Source organism: Streptomyces sp. NPDC041129 (genome assembly GCF_055592265.1).
Genome location: NZ_JBVIYV010000001.1, coordinates 718944 through 738492 on the forward strand (window position 1 = coordinate 718944; position 19549 = coordinate 738492).

Annotated in this window: 15 protein-coding genes and 1 pseudogene; 8 read left to right on the forward strand and 8 right to left on the reverse strand. The window is 70.1% G+C overall.

Annotated features, from left to right (window positions below; all coding sequences use genetic code 11):
• Positions 1-104: 104 nt before the first annotated feature.
• Entirely contained in the window at positions 105-506 is a 402-nt protein-coding gene (locus tag ACZ6B1_RS03145) for an ArsR/SmtB family transcription factor (RefSeq protein ID WP_468774439.1), read from the reverse strand.
• Positions 507-615: 109 nt separating this feature from the next.
• On the opposite strand from ACZ6B1_RS03145, the gene ACZ6B1_RS03150 reads away from it, so the two are divergent.
• Positions 616-2592 carry a heavy metal translocating P-type ATPase gene (locus ACZ6B1_RS03150; RefSeq protein ID WP_468774441.1) on the forward strand — a complete coding sequence of 659 codons (1977 nt, stop codon included), beginning with the start codon at positions 616-618 and terminating at the stop codon, positions 2590-2592.
• A gap of 118 nt (positions 2593-2710) precedes the next feature.
• On the opposite strand, the gene ACZ6B1_RS03155 is transcribed toward ACZ6B1_RS03150, so the two are convergent.
• Together ACZ6B1_RS03155 and ACZ6B1_RS03160 are read right to left on the reverse strand one after the other, a co-directional pair.
• Entirely contained in the window at positions 2711-5158 is a 2448-nt protein-coding gene (locus ACZ6B1_RS03155; protein WP_468774442.1) for an ATP-binding SpoIIE family protein phosphatase, read from the reverse strand.
• An 80-nt stretch (positions 5159-5238) separates the two neighbouring features.
• Positions 5239-7701 carry a SpoIIE family protein phosphatase gene (locus tag ACZ6B1_RS03160; protein ID WP_468774444.1) on the reverse strand — a complete coding sequence of 821 codons (2463 nt, stop codon included), beginning with the start codon at positions 7699-7701 and terminating at the stop codon, positions 5239-5241.
• 257 nt (positions 7702-7958) lie between these two features.
• Between ACZ6B1_RS03160 and ACZ6B1_RS03165 the strand changes: the two genes are divergently transcribed.
• Entirely contained in the window at positions 7959-8594 is a 636-nt protein-coding gene (locus tag ACZ6B1_RS03165) for a TetR/AcrR family transcriptional regulator (protein WP_468774445.1), read from the forward strand.
• Positions 8595-8705: 111 nt separating this feature from the next.
• Here the strand turns inward: ACZ6B1_RS03165 and ACZ6B1_RS03170 are convergent, their stop codons facing one another.
• The 3 genes from ACZ6B1_RS03170 to ACZ6B1_RS03180 are packed head-to-tail and all read right to left on the reverse strand — an operon-like array spanning position 8706 to position 11500.
• Positions 8706-9905 (reverse strand): cytochrome P450, encoded by a 1200-nt coding sequence (locus ACZ6B1_RS03170; RefSeq protein WP_468774447.1) that lies wholly within the window; start codon positions 9903-9905, stop codon positions 8706-8708.
• Between the two features lie 31 nt (positions 9906-9936).
• Entirely contained in the window at positions 9937-11301 is a 1365-nt protein-coding gene (locus tag ACZ6B1_RS03175; protein WP_468774449.1) for an NAD(P)/FAD-dependent oxidoreductase, read from the reverse strand.
• On the reverse strand, positions 11291-11500 hold the full coding sequence (locus ACZ6B1_RS03180) for a ferredoxin (RefSeq protein ID WP_468774451.1): 210 nt from the start codon (positions 11498-11500) through the stop codon (positions 11291-11293). The genes ACZ6B1_RS03175 and ACZ6B1_RS03180 overlap by 11 nt, the downstream gene beginning before the upstream one ends.
• A gap of 509 nt (positions 11501-12009) precedes the next feature.
• Here ACZ6B1_RS03180 and ACZ6B1_RS03185 point away from each other — a divergent pair.
• The 3 genes from ACZ6B1_RS03185 to ACZ6B1_RS03195 all read left to right on the forward strand — a co-directional run bounded on the left by ACZ6B1_RS03185 (position 12010) and on the right by ACZ6B1_RS03195 (position 13113).
• Positions 12010-12264 carry a hypothetical protein gene (locus ACZ6B1_RS03185; RefSeq protein WP_468774453.1) on the forward strand — a complete coding sequence of 85 codons (255 nt, stop codon included), beginning with the start codon at positions 12010-12012 and terminating at the stop codon, positions 12262-12264.
• A 26-nt stretch (positions 12265-12290) separates the two neighbouring features.
• A complete protein-coding gene (locus ACZ6B1_RS03190; protein WP_468774455.1) occupies positions 12291-12713 on the forward strand; it encodes an SsgA family sporulation/cell division regulator in 423 nt (140 codons plus the stop codon).
• A 70-nt stretch (positions 12714-12783) separates the two neighbouring features.
• Complete coding sequence (locus tag ACZ6B1_RS03195) at positions 12784-13113, forward strand: NIPSNAP family protein (RefSeq protein WP_468774457.1); 330 nt, start codon at positions 12784-12786, stop codon at positions 13111-13113.
• A gap of 459 nt (positions 13114-13572) precedes the next feature.
• Here ACZ6B1_RS03195 and ACZ6B1_RS03200 read toward each other — a convergent pair whose 3' ends face one another.
• Entirely contained in the window at positions 13573-14235 is a 663-nt protein-coding gene (locus ACZ6B1_RS03200) for a TetR/AcrR family transcriptional regulator (protein ID WP_468774459.1), read from the reverse strand.
• 201 nt (positions 14236-14436) lie between these two features.
• Between ACZ6B1_RS03200 and ACZ6B1_RS03205 the strand changes: the two genes are divergently transcribed.
• Positions 14437-17658, forward strand: coding sequence for a bifunctional cytochrome P450/NADPH--P450 reductase (locus tag ACZ6B1_RS03205; protein ID WP_468774460.1), 3222 nt, complete (start codon positions 14437-14439; stop codon positions 17656-17658).
• A 133-nt stretch (positions 17659-17791) separates the two neighbouring features.
• Complete coding sequence (locus tag ACZ6B1_RS03210) at positions 17792-18838, forward strand: zinc-binding dehydrogenase (protein ID WP_468774462.1); 1047 nt, start codon at positions 17792-17794, stop codon at positions 18836-18838.
• Between the two features lie 155 nt (positions 18839-18993).
• Here the strand turns inward: ACZ6B1_RS03210 and ACZ6B1_RS03215 are convergent, their stop codons facing one another.
• Positions 18994-19338 (reverse strand): hypothetical protein, encoded by a 345-nt coding sequence (locus ACZ6B1_RS03215; RefSeq protein ID WP_468776073.1) that lies wholly within the window; start codon positions 19336-19338, stop codon positions 18994-18996.
• Between ACZ6B1_RS03215 and ACZ6B1_RS03220 the strand changes: the two are divergent.
• A pseudogene (locus ACZ6B1_RS03220) lies at positions 19307-19531 on the forward strand (acyclic terpene utilization AtuA family protein); the annotation flags it as partial. The gene ACZ6B1_RS03215 and the pseudogene ACZ6B1_RS03220 overlap by 32 nt on opposite strands.
• Positions 19532-19549 lie beyond the last annotated feature (18 nt).

Here is a 19549-nt window from a genome sequence, read left to right on the forward strand (position 1 = left end):
CAGTGTGGAGCGCCCGTCGGCGGGGCGCACACCGGCGGAGGGGGACCAGGCCTCCGTCGCCACGAGCGGCGGGGCCGGCCAGGCCGCCGTCCATGATCCGCCGCTCACGCCCCTGTCAGACCCGCTCCCTCCGGTTCCGGCTCGGCGCGGGCGGCGGCATCGGCCAGGCCGAGGCGGAGGTGCTCGACGTGGTGGATGGCCTGGTCGATGAGCTCCGCGACGTGGTTGTCGTACAGGGAGTACACGATCGAGCGGCCCTTGCGGGTGCCGACGACGAGGCCGAGGTTGCGCAGCAGGCGCAACTGGTGGGAGCAGGCGGACTGTTCCATGCCGACCTCGGCGGCCAGCTCGGTCGCGGGCAGGGGCCCTTCGCGCAGGCGGGAGAGGATGAGCAGCCGCGAGGGGGTCGCCAGCGCCTGGAGGGTGGTGGCCACCTTGGCGGCGCCGGCCGCGTCCAGGCTCCTGCGCGGGACGTGTCCTGATGACTGTGCGGCTCCGTGACCCATGCGCTCATGGTAACGGCACCACGAATGAACACATGAATGAGTCTTCATTTATTCCTGTTACGGTGGTGAGGTCGGACCCCGCCCTGCCCACCGTGAAGGACCCGCGCCGATGTCATCCACGCTCACTCGTCCGGCGCCGCCCGGTGCCGCCCACGCCGCCGGCGCGCCCCGTCGCCGCACCCGGATCCTCGCCCTGCCCGAGGCCCGCTGGGCGGCTGCCGCGCTGGTGCTGTTCCTGGTCGCGCTGCCGCTGTACCTGTCCGGGGCGCCGGCGTGGACCTGGGGCACGCTGTTCGCGGCCGTCTACGCGACCGGCGGCTGGGAACCGGGCCGGGCCGGGCTCCGGGCGCTGCGCGAGAAGACCCTGGACGTGGACCTGCTGATGGTGGTCGCCGCGCTCGGGGCCGCGGCGATCGGGCAGGTGCTGGACGGCGCGCTGCTCATCGTCATCTTCGCCACCTCGGGTGCGCTGGAGGCGATCGCCACGGCCCGCACCGCCGACTCGGTGCGCGGCCTGCTCGACCTCGCGCCCGCCACGGCCACCCGGATCGCCGACGACGGCGCCGAAGAGACGGTCCCCACCGGGTGTCTCGCGGTGGGCGAGATCATTCTGGTGCGGCCCGGTGAGCGCCTCGGCGCCGACGGCCGCGTGCTGGACGGGGCCAGTGAGGTGGATCAGGCCACCATCACCGGTGAGCCGCTGCCGGTGGCGAAGAAAGCGGGGGACGAGGTGTTCGCCGGCACCCTCAACGGCACCGGTGCGCTGCGGGTGAAGGTCGAGCGGGACCCGTCCGACTCGGTGATCGCCCGGATCGTGGCCATGGTCGGGGAAGCCTCGGAGACCAAGGCCCCGACCCAGCTCTTCGTCGAGAAGGTCGAACAGCGCTATTCCCTCGGCATGGTGGCCGCGACCCTCGCGCTCTTCGTGCTTCCGCTCGCCTTCGGCGCCGCGCTCCAGCAGACGTTGCTGCGCGCCATGACCTTCATGATCGTCGCCTCGCCCTGCGCGGTGGTGCTGGCCACCATGCCGCCGCTGCTGTCCGCCATCGCCAACGCCGGCCGCCACGGCGTGCTGGTCAAGTCGGCCGTGGTCATGGAACGGCTCGGTCAGGTCGACGCGGTGGCGCTCGACAAGACGGGCACCCTGACCGAGGGCACCCCGAGGGTGACCGGCGTCCGTCCCCTCGCCGCCTCCGGCCTGACGGAGAACGAGGTGCTGCGACTCGCCGCGGCAGCCGAACACCCCAGTGAGCACCCACTGGCCCGGGCGATCGTGGACGCCGCCCGCACCCGCGGACTGGCCGTCCCCCCGGCGGAGGACTTCGACTCCGCGCCCGGTACCGGCGTGAGCGCCACCGTCGAAGGCAGGACCGTCCAGGTCGGCAGCCCGGTCCGCCTGTCGGGCAGCCGCACGGACCATCCGGCCATGGCCGTGGCGGCGGGCCTGGAGGCGGAGGGCCGCACGGCCGTGCTGGTCACTCTCGACGGCGAGCCGGCGGGGGTCCTGGGCATCGCCGACCGGTTGCGTGACGAAGCCGCCGCCACCGTCGCGGCCCTGGGCGGACTGACGGGCGTCGCCCCCGTGCTACTCACCGGTGACAACCCGCGTGCGGCGGCCCGGCTCGCCGCGGAGGCCGGCATCAAGGACGTACGCGCGGGGCTGCTGCCGCAGGACAAGGTGACGGCGGTGCGGGAGATGGAACGGGCCGGACGGAAGGTGCTGGTGGTCGGCGACGGCGTCAACGACGCCCCCGCGCTGGCCGCCGCCCACACCGGTATCGCCATGGGCCGCGCCGGCTCCGACCTCGCTCTGGAGACCGCCGACGCGGTCGTGGTCCGCGACGAGCTGGCGACCGTCCCCGCCGTCGTCCGCCTCTCCCGCCGGGCGCGCCGCCTCGTCGTGCAGAACCTGGTCATCGCCTCGGTGTTCATCACCGGCCTGGTGATCTGGGACCTGGCCGGGACCCTGCCCCTGCCGCTGGGTGTCGCGGGCCACGAGGGTTCCACCGTCATCGTCGGCCTCAACGGCCTGCGCCTCCTCGCCGACGGCGCCTGGCGCCGCGCCCGTACCGCGACGGAGCGCTGAACCGCCGCGGTCGCTGACCGGCCGATCCGCGGCCACCACACCGTGGCCCGGCAGGTCAGAGGTACCGCGCACGACGCGGCAGCATCGGGAGGACGACTTCAGCCGTGCGGCGAGCTGTTCACGGCCGCCGTACCGGCTGATGACGCTCGATGAGCTGTTCGGACCAGATCGTTTTGCCGTTCTGGCCATGCCGGCAGCCCCACCGTCCGCCGAGTTGAGCGACGAGGAACAGGCCGCGTCCTCCCTCGTCGCTCATGCGGGCACGCCGCAGGCGGGGTTGGGTGCTGCTGGAGTCGGTGACCTCGCACACCAGGACGTTGTCGCGAATCAGACGAAGCTCCATCGGCGGACGACCGTAGCGGATGGCGTTGGTCACCAGTTCGCTGACGATGAGTTCGGTGGTGAAGATGAGGTCGTTCAGACCCCACAGGGTGAGTTGGCGGGTTATCCACTCCCGAGCCTCTGAGACGGCGGCCGGATCGGCCGGGATCTCCCAGTGAGCGGTGTCCGCCGCTGGGACGGCGCGGGTGCGGGCCAGCAGCAGGGCCGCGCCGTCGCGCGGCGCCTCGCCTGCCAGGTCGGCGAGGAGAGCCCGGCTGGTTTCGTCCATGGCGCGGTCCGGACGGCAGGAGGAGGCGAGGGCGTCCGTCAGGCCCCGCAGGCCTTGGCCGAGGTCGCGATCGCCCCGTTCGACCAGGCCGTCGGTGTAGAGAGCGAGGATGCTGCCGGGCTCGACGTCGATCACGGTGGTCTCGTGCGGCATGCCGCTGAGGGCCAGTGGTGGCCCCGGGGAGATCGCTACTGCTTCGGCGGTCCCGTCGGGCCGGACCAGGACGGGAGGCGGGTGCCCGGCGCTGGCCATGGCGCAGCGCCTGGTTACCGGGTCGTAGACCGCGTACAGACAGGTGGCGCCGACGATGTCGTGATCGCCGGGCGGTGCTTCGGCCGCGAGGCGGTGGACCAGGTCCGAGAGCCGGGTGAGCAGCTCGTCCGGTTCGAGTTCCAGGTCCGCGAGCGTCCTGATGGCGGCGCGCAGGCCGCCCATGGTGGCGCTTGCGGATATGCCGCGGCCGACCACGTCTCCGGCGACAAGGGCCACCCTGAGACAGGGCAGGGCGATGGCGTCGTACCAGTCGCCACTGACCGGACCCCCGCCCGCGGGCAGGTAGACGCCGGCGGTCTCGGCTCCCGGCGTGTCGGTCGTGGCCGGGGGAAGGAGGCTCTGCTGCAGCGCTACGGCCGCCCTGTGCTCGCGCGTGTAACGGCGGGCGTTGTCGATGGCGAGCGCACCCCGTGAGGCGATCTGCTTCATGAGATCCGCCTCGTCCTCGGTGAAGGGGTCGGACCGGCCGCAGCGCCAGGCCGATATGGCGCCGAGCGTGAGCCCGCGGGCACGCAACGGTGCCACTATCACCGAATGGGCGTCCTTCGGGGCGAGATACTCGACCAACAGCGGGTCTCTGACCATGGCGATGAAGTCGTCAAGGCCGAAGACGACTGGCTCGCCGTGTCGGAGGCTGCGCAACAGCGGGTGGTCGGGAAGGGACGGGATGGACCCGCCGCGCCTGATGCCGGCCGGCCACACCGCGGTGGCCGGCGCAAGGGCCGCGTTGCCCATGTCTCCACCGCCCAGTTGCTCCGAGGGTTCGTCCCCGTCGAGAACCGGGTGCGCGAGGTCGACGGCGGCGAGATCCCCGAACGCAGGTGCCAGAACGTCCGCAAGGTCCTGCGCGGTGCGCACGACATCCAGAGATCCCCCTACTCGCTCGGCCACCTCGCGGGCGAGATCCAGATGGCGGCGGGCACGCATCTGGTCGGCGTTGTCGATGTACAGGGCTGCGACCCCCGTGGGGCGTCCTCGTGCGTCCTCCAGGCGGAAGGCGGACAGCGACAGCGCGTGCCGCCGCGCCGGATCGTGCCGCCAGCTCACTTGCTGGTTTCTGCGGATGACCGGGGCACCCGTCTCGAGTACCTGGCGCAGTACTGCCTCGAGGTTCTCGGCGTCCTCGGCGCGCAGCACGTCGCTCAGCCGAGCGCCGGGCTGTACCGGACGGCCGTCGAGAGTGCCCGGCGTGGCGTTCGTCTGCACGGTGGTGAGGTTCGTGTCGTGCACAGCGATCGTGATCCCGTTCTGTGCGGACAGTGCACGCAGGAGCGCTGCGCCCTGCTCGTGATGGGTGACGTGGTGGGTAGGGGCCGCCAGGACGAGGATCTCCGCCGAGCCGGAGCCCCCCACCTCGGTGGTCCGGAAGGTGACGTCGATGGTGTCGCCGCCCTGGTGCCACAGCCGTACCCGGCCGGACGCCGGCACCTCCGCGTCGCGCAGGTCGTCGTCCGGGAGGTCGGCCACCAGTTCCCACACGGGGCGGCCACAGACCTCCTCGGCGCGGAACCCGGTCAGCTCCTCCGCTGCCCCGGTCCACCGCACCACCGCGCCTCTATTGTCGAGCACGGCGGCTGCCGGACCGTCACAGGCGTGCGACCCGCCGCTGGGACCGGGACCGGAGACGCCTGTCGATCCGTGGGAGGCGCCTGCCGAGGCGTTCTTGACATTCTCTGTATCCATCTGTGGCTTCCTGTACGAGAGCCTGCGGCTCGAGAGGTCGGCATGCTGTGGCGGCCGTCGGCCGCCCGATCGGCAGCCCGTCACGCCGCAACGGTTTTGGAGGGCAGGTCTTGCTCGGCCCAAACGACCTTGCCGTCCGTTGCGGAGCGGGATCCCCATCTGCGGGACAACTGAGCGACGAGGGAAAGACCGCGGCCGTTCTCGTCGATGGTGTGGGGCTGACGGGGGCGCGGGTGGCTGGCGTTTCTGTCGGAGACTTCGCACGTCAAGACCTGGTGCTGGATCAGCCGTAGGCTGATCGGCCCCTCGCCGTAGCGGATGGCGTTGGTGACCAGTTCACTGACGATCAGTTCCATGGTGCTCACCAGATGCTCGAACCCCCATTCGCCGAGCTGACGGGCGGCTGCCTGCCGGGCCGTGCGGACGGCGGTCGGCTCGTTCGGCAGTTTCCAGGAGGCGACCTGGTCCGGTTCGAGTCCGCGAGTCCGCGCGAGGAGCAAGGTGACATCGTCGGCCGGGGCCTGAGTCGGCAAGGTCTCGATCACCTGAGAGCACAGCTCCTCCAGGGACGAATCGGAGTCTGTCAGGGCGGCGCCCAGGCGATCCAGGCCCACGTCGATGTCGTCGTCGCGGGACTCGACCAGACCGTCGGTGTAGAGCGCGAGCAGAGTTCCCTCGGGCAGTTCCAGTTCCACGGACTCGAAGGGGACCAGACCGAGGCCGAGGCCGAGCGGTGCCCCGGCGGGCATGTCGGGGAAGGTGATACGGCCCTGCGGGTCGATGATCGCGGGCGGGGGATGCCCGGCCCGCGCCATCGTGCACCGCCGGGTGACCGGGTCGTAGACGGCATACAGACAGGTGGCGCCCACCACGGGGGGGACCTGGTCCGGAGCGTCGGCATCTTCCTCGCTCAGCCGCCTGACCGTGTCGTCGAGGTGCGTCAGCAGTTCGTGGGGAGGCAGTTCCATGTCCGCGAGCGTGCGGACCGCGGTGCGCATTCGGCCCATCGTCGCCGCGGCGTTGATGCCGTGTCCGACCACATCGCCGACGACGAGGGCCACCCGGGCGCCGGACAGTTTGATCACGTCGAACCAGTCGCCCCCCACGCCGTGGTCCAGATCAGCCGGCACATAGCGCGAGGCCACATCGAGGGCGGAGCTGCCTCCCACATGGTGGGGGAGCAGGTCGCGTTGGAGCGTCAGGGCCGCGGTGCGTTGGCGGGCGTACTGGAGAGCGTTGTCCAGGCTGAGCGCGGCCCGGGTGACGAGCTCCTCGGCGAGGAGGAGGTCGTCCTCCTGGAACGGCGTCAGCTCCTCGGAGCGGCCGAACACCGCCAGCCCCAGCACACAGCGCCGCGCACGGATGGGTACGACCATCAAAGAGTGGATGCCGGTGTCACGGAGCTTCTGCGTCCGCACCGGGTCGTGATGGGCCCAGGGGCCTGAATAGGTGTCCAGCACCGATTCCAGGTAAGACCTGCCCGTGCGCAGGGCGGTGGCGAACAGCGAGGTCGGGAAGGGGCGGATCACCTCTTGGCGGACCCAGGGCAACTCGAGCACACCCGGGTCGATGGAGGACGCACCGGCACGGCGCAGCACAGGTGGGCGGTCGTTCGCCCTGCCGGTCCCTGCCAACGGATCCACGCCGAACGGAACCGACTCCACCAGGTCGACGATTGTGTGGTCGGCCAGCAGGGGCACGGCAAGGTCGGCCAGTTCCTGGCCGGTCTTCATGACCTCGAGGGTGCTGCCGATGCGCGTGCTGGCTTCGCTGAGGATGGCAAGGCGCTCGCGCGCCCGCCGGTTGCCGGTGACGTCCACGCTCATGGAGCACACTGCCAGTGCCGTGCCGTCCGCGTCCTGGAGGCAGAAGAACGAGGCCGAGAACGCGTGCTCCCGGCGCCGGTCCGTCGACGACCACGCCCGGTACTCATGGACCATGGTGGTGCCACTCTCCAGCACCTGCCGCATCACCACCTCAAGCGCTTCGGCCTCGACCGCGGGCAGTGATTCCCGCAGACGGCGTCCGAACCGTCGCTCACGAGGAGTGGCGTCGTGGCGCTCCATGACGTCGTTGACCCAGGTACAGCGCAGCTGCGGGTCATAGACGGCGATGCCGACCGGTGCGTGGGCCAGGAGCGACTCCCGCACAGCTTCGTTGGACGCCCCCGAGGACAGGGTGCCTATGTCGGTCACGGACACCAGCCACCGGGTGCCGGCGTCCTGCCCCCACAGCAGCGAGATCCGCAGCGTCATTTTGATGGCGTGGCCGTCATGGTGGCGGACCGTCACGGTGCCGGACCAGCCATCCTGGGCACGACACCGCTCGGCGAAAGCCGCAGCACTCGGGGCGTCCTCGGGGGGCGGCAGCACGTGTGCGGCGGACCGGCCCACCACTTCCCGGGCCGAGTACCCGACAAGTCGCTCAGCGGCGTGCGTCCATCCCACCACGGTCCCCTCCGCATCGAGCATCGCTATCGCCGCATCGGGTATCTCTCGGGGGCTCACCGGCTCGGCGAGTCGGGTGTGCTCGGTGTGCGTCATCCAGTTCTTCCCATCGGTGCGACGGCGTGTGCGGGGTGGCCCGATCTGTAGCCACCGCGGATTAGGACGACTTTGTCCACTTCTGATGAAATAGTCAGATACGACCGCTTCATCGTCAAGTCGGCGGGATTGACCAAAGCGCCAGATGTGACTGCGCGCCGCCATTCGCGACCACGGAGACGGCGGGCCGGGGTGGACAGTCGAAGCGGGTAGTGCGATGATAAATTCATCACAACTGCTGCTCTTATTCATGGAGCATGCCGATGCCAGCCACACGCAGAAACCGATTCGAACGCCGTCGAGCCGAGACCCGCCGGGCACTCGTCCGCGCCGGGCGGCAGATCCTGGCCGAGTCCGGTGGCACCAGCTCCAGCATCCATGCCATCGCGGAGCGCGCGGACGTGGGCCTCGGCTCCTTCTACAACCACTTCACGGGCAAGCCGGACCTGTTCGACGCGGCCGTGGCCGATGCACTCGAGGAGTACGCCCAAGCCGTCGACGAACGCCTGCACGACGTCGATGATCCCGCCGAGCGCCTTGCTGGGGGCATGCGGCTCAGCGCGCGCATGGCCGAGTCCTACCCGGAGATCATGCAGATCCTGTGCCACAGCCAGCTCGATCGGATATACGCCGGCGAGGGACTGGCTCCGCGGGCGAAGCGCGACATGGAGGAGGGTATGGCCGTAGGCCGGTTCACCGTGGTCGACCCGGTGATCGCCCTGTCCGTGCTGAACGGCAGCCTGCTGGCGCTCCTGGAGCTGTGGTGCAACCAGCCCGGCGCCGACAGCGACCAGGCCGCGGGCACCATGGCCGAGATGATCCTGCGCATGCTCGGCCTTTCCCAGGATGAGGCCCATGACCTCGCCCGGCGGCCCCTTCCCGCTGCGGCGTGAAGAGGATCCTGCCGCGCACCGGCCGACTGGCACCGACTGAGCGCCGGCTCCCGCGGCGCGTAATGGACGACGGTGGCTTGTCTCACTCGCCCGCTGTCGCCGGCCCTGGCCTCAGAGTTGGATGGGCAGGTGGCGGGGGCCGCGGAGCATGGCGTTCTGGCGGTAGGGGGGCGGGTCCTGGACCAGGCGGGCCGTGCCGAGGTGGGGGATCAGCGCGCCGAGCGCGGCCTCGGCTTCGATACGGGCGAGTGGCGCGCCGAAGCACAGGTGGATACCGCTGCCGAAGCCGACGTGCTGGTTGTCCGGGCGGGTGGGGTCGAACCGGTCGGGTTCGCTGAACCGCATGGGGTCGCGGCTGCCCGAGGCCAGCGCCAGGATGACGGACGTGCCGCCGGGGATCGTGGTGCCGGCGACGTCGATGTCGACGAGGGGAACCCGCTCGCGCATGTGGACCGGGGGCTCGTAGCGCAGCAGTTCCTCCACCGCTTGCGGCAGCAGGCCGGGGTCTTCGCGCAGACGGTCCAGCTGGTCGGGCCGACGCAACAGGGTGAGGACGCCGTTGGCGATCAGATTGACCGTGGTCTCGTGTCCGGCGATGAACAGCAGGATGGTGTTCACCGCCAGGTCCTCCTCGCCGAGTCGTACGGCCGGGTCCGGTTCGTTGACGAGGTCGGAGAGCATGTCGCCGGTGGGCCGACCGCGGCGCTGTTCGGCGAGTTGGACCAGGTACTGGCCCATCTCCTGCTCCGCCTGGCCGGCTGCCTGGTCCCGTTCGGCGGTGTCACCTTCGGGCCCGATGTCGGCGGACGCGACGAGGGTGTCGGTCCAGCCCTGGAAGAGCTGCTCGTCCTTGTCCGGGATGCCGAGCAGGCGGCAGATCACGGTCACGGGCAGTGGGTAGGCGAAGTCGTCGACGACGTCGATCTGCCTGCCCTCCTGGAACACTTCCGCCAGTTCCTTGGTCAGCTGGACGATCTCGCCGCGCATGGAGTCGACGCGGCCCGGACTGTGCGGCGGGCCGAACGGCCGCATGGCCGAGTTGCGCAGCCGGTGGTGCTCGGGGTCGTCGAGCCGCAGGAACGACGGTTGTTGTGTCACCTCGTACGGAGCGGGAGCGGTGCGCGAGCGCGGATCGGCACTCATCCGGGGGTCGTGCAGCAGCGCGACGATCTCGTGGTAGGTGCCGATCAGGTAGCTGCCGTCCGCCTGCCGCACTGCGGGCCCCGCCTCGCGGAGTTCGGCGTACAGCGGGTAGGGGTCGGGGCGGTTGGCGTAGTCGGTGATCCGGGCCAGCAGGGTGTCGGAGGCCATGGTGGCTCCTCGGGGTGGGGCGGGACGTGGGTCAGCCGGGCTGCACCAGCGTCAGTCGGCGATCCGGCAGGTAACCGGTGAGGGCCACGGTGGGGCCGTGCGACAGTCCCTTCGGATCCGGCACGTCGGACGGAATCGCGACATCGGCCGCGATCGCGCGGTCCTGGGCGCCGGGCGGGGGCGGGAACGGAGCAGCCGTCTCGATCAGGTGCCGGTAGTAGTCGAGCGACTTGGCCATGTCGACGGTGACGGCGGCGGTGACCCGTCCCTGGTAGCCGTAGACCATTGCCAGGCGGCGCGCCTCCAGGGAACCCTGGGCGATGACCACGTGGTCGGAGTAGGTGGGTACGCCCACCGATTTGATGTTGAGCCCGAACTGGGTCGACCAGAACGACGGGACGGCCAGGTGCGGGCGCTGCAGGGGCCCCGGACTGACCATGTTGTGGGCCGCCACCTCGGCCTGCTCGACCGCGTTTCCCCAGTGTTCCAGGGAGAGCATCTGGTAACCGAACAGCGGGTGGGGGAAGCGGGAGACGTCACCGGCCACGAAGACGTCGTCGGTGACGATTCCGTACATGTTGAAGGCCCGGCATCCGGCGTCGCAGGCGATGCCGCGCGGGCCCGCCGCCAGCCCGGAGTCCGCCAGCCATTCGACGTTGCGTACCGCGCCCAGCGCCACGACGCAGACGGCGGCGTCGACGCGGCTCCCGTCGGACAGCTCCGCACCGGTGAAGCTGCCGTTACCGCGCAGGGCGGTGACCGTCACCCCGGTGCGCAGGTCCACGCCGTGGTTGCGCTGCATGACGGCCGCGAGCTTCGACAGGGTGCCACCGAGCGCGCCCACCAGGGGTGCGGGGCCGCGTTCGGCCACCGTGACCTCCAGTCCCCGTTCCCGGCAGGCCGAGGCGATCTCCGATCCCGTGAAGCCGCCGCCGATCACCAGTATGCGCTCCGGCCCGGCGGCCAGCCGCTGGGCCAGTCCCCCGGCGTCCTCCCGGGTGCGCAGGGTGAACACCCCGTCCAGGGCGGCTTCCTCCGGTTTGGGCCAGGGCCGCGCGCGGGTCCCGGTGGCGATCAGCAGCCGGTCGTACGGCAGTGACTCGCCGTCCTCCAGCAGCACCTGCTTCGCGAGCAGATCCACGCCGGTGGCGCGCACGCCCAGCCGCCAATCGGCGTTCGGGTCCTGGCGCATCGGCAGCCCGGTGCTGTCCGCCGTCGCCTGGCCGAGCAGCACCTGCTTGGACAGCGGCGGCCGGTCGTAGGGCGGGTGGGGCTCGTCCCCGACCACGGTCAGTGATCCGGTGAAGCCCTCCTCGCGCAGCGCCTCCGCGGCCCTGAGCCCCGCCAGCGACGCGCCGACGATGACGATACGGCCGCCCTTGAGGTCAGCGGGCACCGGCGCTCACCTCCTCACCGAGGAGGATCGCCTGCACCGGGCACGCCGCCGCGGCCTGACGCACGCGCTCGACCTGGTCGTCGGGGACGGCCGTGGCGTACAGCAACCCCTCCTCCCCGTGCAGCTGGAACACCTCCGGCGCGAGGAACACGCATTGCGCGTAGCCCTGGCAGCGAGCGAGATCCACAACGGTCTGCATCCCGACCACTCCCTCCGTTGTCTCACCCCCTCGTTTCCAGCATGGGGCCGGAACCGGGCGCCCGCATGCCACGGCTTCGGAGACGGAATTCCCGGGCAGTTCGTACGCCCCGGGCGACGGCTCAGCCCAGAGCGTGGGCGAGTCCGAAGGCCGCGCCGGTGAGGGGAACGTGAGTGAACGCCCCGGATCGGCCGCACAGTTTCTTGACGATGCGACTGATCTCCTCGGTGCAGAGCCCGAGATGGTCGACACGGAAAGCATCTTCTCGCGAGCCAGGCGGACTTCGTGAGGGCGGCCGCCGGCGGTATCGGCGGAGACATTGAGCTGTTCATGCCACTGCCGGCCGTGTGGGCCGATTTCGCCACCTCGACAGTTCCATACGTTGTATGGTAATCCTGGAAGGGCACTTCCATACGCCGTATGGAAGAGTCTGCTCGAGCCACGCCAGGGCTGCCGTCCGCCTGCATCCAGCCGATGGCGCAGAACACACCGGTCAGGAAGGAAAGACCATGAAGAAGCTCACGAGGCGCGTAGCCGTCACCGCTTTCTCCGTGGGGGTCGCGGGTGTCGCCGTTCTCGGCGCCGGGGGCTCCGCTTCGGCGGCGACTTCCGCATCCGCGCCCGTCCAACGCCCGGCCGTCAGCGTCACCGCCGGCGACTACCGCTGGGACCACGGTGTCGGCTACCTGTTCGAACTGGGCTACTTCTGGGACGAGATCCACGCCCGGCAGTACGACGGCCAGGATGAGATCAGCGGTCGCTGACCGCGCCCAGGCAGGAGCGAAAGTCGATGGAGTCTTCGAAGACCGTCACACAGGGGGTGGCCGTGCAGCTTGTCATCTCGCGCACCTACTCGCTGCCCATGTGTATGAGCCTGCGGTACGAGCCCACTGATCCCTATGTCGTCCGTGCCACCTTTTCCACAGACACGGACGAGCTGGCCGAATGGGTCCTGGGTCGTGATCTTCTGGCCGATGGCCTGAGGGGTTCCGCAGGCTGTGGGGACATCCGGGTCGTCTGGCCGGCCGTCGGCCGTGGTGACCACGCGATGTACATCATCCTCGGGTCTCCAGGGGGCACCGCCTTGATCGAGGTTCCGGTGCAGGACGTCAAAGCCTTCCTGGAGAACACGGAGGCGCTGGTGCCACGGGGTACCGAGTCCCGACACATCGACTGGGACCTCGAACTGGCGAACCTGTTCGCGAAAGGCTGAGAGCAGCCTCCCAACCGCATTGCCGCTGGGGATCTTTGTCCGGGCGGCTGAAGAGAAGGAGAGAAGTTCCGTGTCCCAGTACCAGCTTCGCGCCTACACATTGCGCAACTCTGAGGCGCTCGTCGCCTACGAGAACATCTGGTCCAAGCACATTCCCGGCATGGCCAAGCACAGGATCGCCACACACGGCGTCTGGACGGTGCCCGCAGCTCCCGGCAGTGAGACGCCCCGGCTGTACGCCCTCGTTTCCTACCGGGACGCCGACGACGTTCAGGAGCGGCTGCAGGCGTACCTGTCCAGCCCCGAATTCCGCTCGGACATGGAGGGTTTCGACATCAGCCAGATCGTCGGCGTCGACGAGTCCGTGCTGACGCCCACCGCCGACTCACCCTTGCGGTGACAGGTGCCGAGCCGCTCGAGGTCTGCGGCGACCTTCTCGTTCATGTCAGAACGCCGCGCAACTCCGTCACGGCGCACCCCGGACGGCAACGCGCATGGACGAGACCGGCGAGGTCGGGGGCGTTGCCGAAGACCCGGTTGAGTGCGCGTCAGTACGGGCGGCCGGTGCCCAGTGACATGGAGGCCCGGCTGGCCGGGGAGTGAACGAGTACCGGCGACACCGTGCGCCGGGCTTCGACTGCCGCCGCGTCCGCGGCTCGGCCGGTCGAGTCATGCGCGGGATCCTCGTCCGGAGTGCGAGCGAGCCGCACGGCAGAGTCCAGGGCCCTGGCCACTGCTGCATGTGCAGCGGCCGCGTGGACAGGGCTTTCCGGACGTGATGGGTGCGTCCTCATGCGCCGAAGCCTGGCGCCGCCCGACCACGGACGGCACCGGGCCGCAACGCTTCAGGGTTGCAAAATCAATGGCCGGCGCCCTGGCCTTCACCATCGGCGGCGAGTCGACTCTCCAGACCCGTGATGATCGTGTCCAGCGCCAGGCGGAAGACGCTGTCCTCGTCACGGCCTGAATGGGTGAGTCCGTCCTCGCCGGCCGTGGGGGGTTTGAGGCTCGACCACTGGTAGAGCGCGCCATTGAGCTCGGCGGTGAGTACACCGGTGATGACGGCGCACACGAGAGCGGCTACCTGCGGGAGCTTGGACTGCGGCACCTCAGCGGCGTCCAGGATCGCGACGAGCGCAACCCAGAACGGGTCTTCGGGCTGGATGAAGTCCGCCTGGTGGCTGAACGAGTAGGCCATGAGCTTGGGGTGGCGGTGTGCCAGCGTCCCGAAATCCGTGGCGAGCAGGCGGATGCGCTCCTGCCAGGGAGCGTCCTGAAGCGTCACGGTGCGGAACCGGGTGCCGACCATTCTCGCCACGCCGCCCAGCAGGGCGTCCTTGTTCGGCACGTGGTGGTAGAGCGACATCGGGTTCGCATCGAGCTCGGTCGCGAGTTTGCGCATGGTGAGCGCCTCGACCCCGTCCGCGTCGATGAGCCGCAGCGCGGCGGCATATATCCCGGCCTCGGTCAGAGGCACCTCTCTCTTCCTGGTTCCTCGCGGGGGACGCTTCGCCTTTTCCATGCGCGGACGGTATCAGTTCCATACGACGTATGGAAATGAACTCGGCCACACGGCGGCATGACGGCCGCTCGCTCGGCCTCGGGTTGCGGTCGACTTTCCATACGTTGTATGGTACCAATTCCATACGGCGTATGTTTCCGTGGTGCACCCCGGCATCGCCCGGTGCCCTTGCCCATCCCTCCCCGCACAAAGGAGCCAGCCATGACCACACAGTCCGAGCACGACCTGCGCCCGATCCGGTCTCCGCGCGGCGTCCCGCTCTTCGGCCACACGCCGCAGATCCCCAGCACCAACCCGGTCGAGTACTTCGGCAAGCTGTCCAAGCGGTTCCCCGAGGGGCTCTACGGCATGGAGATCGCCGGCATCGAGCAGGTCTTCGTCTGGGACCCGGACCTGGTGGCCGAGGTCTGTGACGAGACGCGGTTCTTCAAGCAGATCGACAAGACGCCGCTGGCCCATGTCCGGGACTACGCGGGAGCCGCCCTGTTCACGGCCCATCAGCACGAAGAGGAATGGGGCATGGCGCACCGAGTCCTCCTCCCGGCCTTCAGCCAGCGGGCGATGAAGGGCTACTTCGGGCAGATGCTGGAGATCGCCCAGAACCTGGTGGGCAAGTGGGAGCGCAAGGAGGGGCAGCCGGTCAACATCACCGACGACTACACCCGGCTGACCCTGGACACCATCGCCCTGACGGGGTTCGGTTACCGGTTCGACTCCTTCGCCAAGGAGGATCTGCACCCCTTCCTCAAGGCGCTGCTGGAGGCCCTGACCGAGTCGCTGCGGCGCTCGCAGGAGCTGCCGATGATGACCAAGATGCGCAAGGCCGATGACAAGAAGTACCGCGAGAACATCCAGCTGATGCGGGACCTGGTCGAGAGCGTGATCAAGGAGCGTCGTGATGGGAAGGGCATCGGTGAGGATGATCTGCTGGGTCTGATGCTGGAGGCCACCGACCCGGAGACCGGCAAGGGGCTGGAGGACGACAACGTCCGTGACCAGGTGCTGACGTTCCTGATCGCTGGTCACGAGACCACCAGTGGTCTGCTGTCGTTCGCCACGTACTCGCTGATGCGCAACCCGCACATCCTGGCCCAGGCCTACGCCGAGGTGGACCGGCTGCTGCCCGGCGACACGGTCCCGGACTACGACACGATCATGCAGATGGACGTGATCCCGCGGATCCTGGAGGAGACCCTGCGCCTGTGGGCTCCCATCCCGATGATCGGCAAGTCCCCGCTGGAGGACACCGTCATCGGCGGCTGCTACGGGCTGAAGAAGGGAGCGCGGGTCAACATCCTTGAGGGTCCGCTGCACACCCACCCCAAGGCCTGGGACCGCCCGGAGGAGTTCGACATCAACCGGTGGCTGCCGGAGAACCGGGTCAACCACCACCCGCACGCCTACAAGCCGTTCGGCAACGGCGTGCGTGCCTGCATCGGCCGGCAGTTCGCGCTCACCGAGGCCCGTCTGGCTCTCGCGCTGGTGCTGCAGAAGTTCAAGTTCGCCGACACCAACGACTACAAGATGGACGTCAAGGAGGCGCTGACGCGCAAGCCCGGCGGCTTCGAACTGAACGTGCGGGCCCGTCAGGAGCACGAGCGGACCGTGTTCGGCGCAGTGGACCTGCAGACCGACGACATGCGGCAGCAGGCCGCGGTCAGCGGTGTGGGTGTGAACCTGACCGTCGCCTACGGCTCCAGCCTGGGCTCGTGCGAGGACCTGGCGCGCACCATCGCCGACCGCGGTGACCGCTCCGGGTTCGGCACCACCCTGGTCGGCCTGGACGAGCTGGGCGACAACCTGCCCACCGAGGGCCTGCTCGTCGTCGTGGCTTCCAGCTACAACGGCAAGGCCCCGGACAACGCGCAGCGGTTCGACGAACTGCTCGCCGCCGGGCTCCCGGAGGGCTCGCTGTCCAACGTGCGGTTCGCACTGCTGGGTGCCGGCAACACCCAGTGGGTGGCCACCTACCAGGGCTTCCCGAAGCGGATCGAGGCAGGTCTGCTGGCCGCCGGCGCCACCCGCGTCATCGAGCGGGGCATCGCGGACGCCGCCGGTGACTTCGACGGCATGGCCTCCCGCTGGATGGACACCCTGTGGGCCACGCTGGCCGAGGAGTACGCGGCCGACACCTCCGAGGCGAGCGGGCCGCGCTTCGAGGTGCAGCTGCTCACCGAGGCCGACGTGCGCCCCGCGATCGTCTCCGAGCAGGCCTACCCCCTCACGGTCGTGGCCAACGAGGAACTCGTCAACGACCCGACCGGCCTGTGGGACTTCAGCATCGAGCCGCCGCGCCCGGCAGCGAAGTCCATCACCGTCGAACTCCCCGACGGTGTCACCTACGACACCGGCAACCACCTGGCCGTCTTCGCCAAGAACGACCCCGCGCTGGTCAACCGCGCCCTCGCGCGGCTCGCCGTCGACCGCGACCAGGTGCTGCGCCTGGACCAGCCCGCCGGCGGCCGCACCCACCTCCCGGTGAGTACCCCCGTCACCGCGGGTCTGCTGTTCGCCGAGTTCGTGGAACTGCAGGACGTGGCCACCCGCTCCCAGATACAGACGCTGGCCGGCTACACCGAGTGCCCGTGGACCCGGCCGCAGTTGCAGGCCTACACGGCCGACACCGCCGAAGCCGAGGAGCGCTACCAGACCGAGATCCTGGGCAAGCGGGTCTCCGTGCTCAACCTGCTGGAGCGCTTCCCCGCGGTCGAACTGCCGCTGGCGGTCTTCCTGGAGATGATGGGCCCGATCCGTCCCCGCTTCTACTCCATCTCCTCCGCCCCGCAGGCCAATCCGCGCCACGTGCGCCTGACCGTCGGCCTCCTGGAAGGCCCGGCCCTGTCCGGCGACGGCCGGTACCGCGGCACCTGCTCCTCCTACATCGCAGCCCTCAAGCCCGGAGACGCCTTCTACGGCTACGTCCGCGTGCCCTCCCCGACCTTCGCCCCGCCGGCCGACCCCGCCACGCCGCTCATCCTCATCGGCCCCGGCACCGGCATCGCGCCGCTGCGCGGCTTCCTGGAGGAGCGCGCCACGCAGCAGGACAACGGCATCAACGTGGGCCTGTCGCAGGTCTTCGTCGGCTGCCGTCACCCGGAGCACGACTACTTCTACCGCCAGGAGATGCAGGACTGGGAGCAGGCCGGGATCGCCCAGGTGCACACCGCCTTCTCCGCGGTGACCGGACACCCGGCCCGGTTCGTCCAGGACGCCATCGTAGGCGCCGCCGACACCGTGTGGCAGGCCATCCAGGACGGCGCGTACATCTACGTCTGCGGCGACGGCCGCCGCATGGCACCCGCCGTACGCGAGGCCCTCGCGGCGATCTACCGCGAGCGGACCGGCGCCGACGACGAGACAGCCCAGCAGTGGCTCGCCCAACTGGAAGCGGACGAGCGCTACCAGCAGGACGTCTTCGCCTGATCCCCCCAGACGCCGGGAGGGCGTGGCGGTCCTGACACCCCGCACCCTCCCGGCCACCACCCACCCGCGAGACACCACACGGCACCCGTCGGCCCGAACCGCCGGGGGTGCCGCTCACAGAAAGCACAGCACCATGGACACCATGCTCGCCGGACGCTTCCACCTGGACAGCAAGAAGTTCGCCGTGGAGGAGGTCCCCGTCCCCGTGCCCGGCCCGGGCGAGGTCCTCATCGAGGTCAAGGCCGCAGGCGTCTGCCTCTCCGACGTCCACCTCATTGACGGCTCCCTCGTCCCGCTGTTCGCCACCTCCGACACGGTCACCGTCGGCCACGAGGTCGCCGGCGTGATCCACACCCTCGGCCCGGACCTCAAGCGCGGCCTGACCGTCGGCACCCGTGTCACCCTGGAGGCCGGCAAGACCTGCGGCCAGTGCGCCGGCTGCGTGCGCCGCCGCCCCTGCACCCGGATGCTCACCGCCGGCATCGACTACGACGGCGGCTGGGCCCAGTACACCCTCGCCCGCGAGGACACCCTCATCCCCATCGCCGACAGCCTCCCGTTCGACCAGGCCGCGATCATCCCCGACGCGGTCTCCACGCCCTACGCAGCCGTCGTCGCCACCGCCGGGGTGCGCCCCGCCCAGTCCGTCGGCATCTGGGGCGTGGGCGGTGTCGGCGCGCACAACGTCCGCGTCGCCCGCCTGGCCGGCGCCGCGCCGATCATCGCCGTCGACCCGCTGCCCGGCGCCCGGGAGCGTGCCTTGGCCTTCGGTGCGGATTTCGCCCTGGACCCGGCCGCCCCTGACTTCGCCGACCAGGTCCGCGCGGCCACCGGCGGACGGGGCCTGGACTTCGCCTTCGACTGCGCCGGCGTTCCCGCCGTCCGCGAGCAGGCCGCCGCCGCACTCGGCCTGGGCGGCGTCCTCATCCTGGTCGGCATCAGCCCCAGGCCCCTCACCATCACCGAGGGCCTGACCTTCAACTACCTGGGCAAGCAGGTGCGTGGCCACTACGGCGGCACCCCCGAGTCCGTCACCGAGCTGGTCCGCCTCGCCGAGGTCGGCCGTCTCGACCTGGCCCCCTCCATCACCGACCACATCCCGCTCGCCGACGCCGCCGACGCCGTCAACCGGCTGGCGAACAAGGTCGGCGACCCGATCCGCCTCATCCTCGTCCCCTGACAACTGAACAGAAAGTCCATCCAGACCACCTCGGGCAGGGGTGAGTGGGCGCCGGTGCTTGAGGGAGCACCGGCGCCCACGGTTTTGCGTGGACGGTCAGTTCACAAGGGCTTGGTGAGCGCGGAGCCGACAGAGGAGTTGGCCGGCGCGGGGGATCAGGCGTGGTTGAGCCCGTACCGGGGGCCGAGAAGGGCGACCGCCTTCTTGAGCTCCTCGCCGACATCGTCGAGACGATCCGCTTCCGCGGGGTCGACGGCCGCGGTGATCGCCGCTATCAGACTGCCGTCGGATGCCAACAGGGGCGTGGCTACGGCAAAGGCGCCCTTGAAGGTCACTCCGCGGTTGAAGGCGAGTCGGCGGGAGCGGGTCTCGGGGAGCTCGGCGAGGAACTGCCGGACGTCTCCTGCCTGTTCCGCACCGGCCAGCTCCAGGAGCCGGTACATCCCCTCGTCGGAGACGCCGGCGAGGAGAGCCGGCGCGGTCGCCGCCGGGCACGTCATCGAGTGCGGGCCTCAGGCGACCGGCGGCAACTTCTCAGGGTTCCGTTCCGTCCCCGACCTCGGGGAGCCGGGGTTCCCGATCGCCGAGATCGCCGCCGACGGCTCCTCGGTGATCACCAAGAACCCGGGCACCGGCGGCGTGGTCACCCAGGACACGGTGACAGCCCAACTGCTCTACGAGATCGGTGAACCCGCCTGTGGTCGGGAAGGT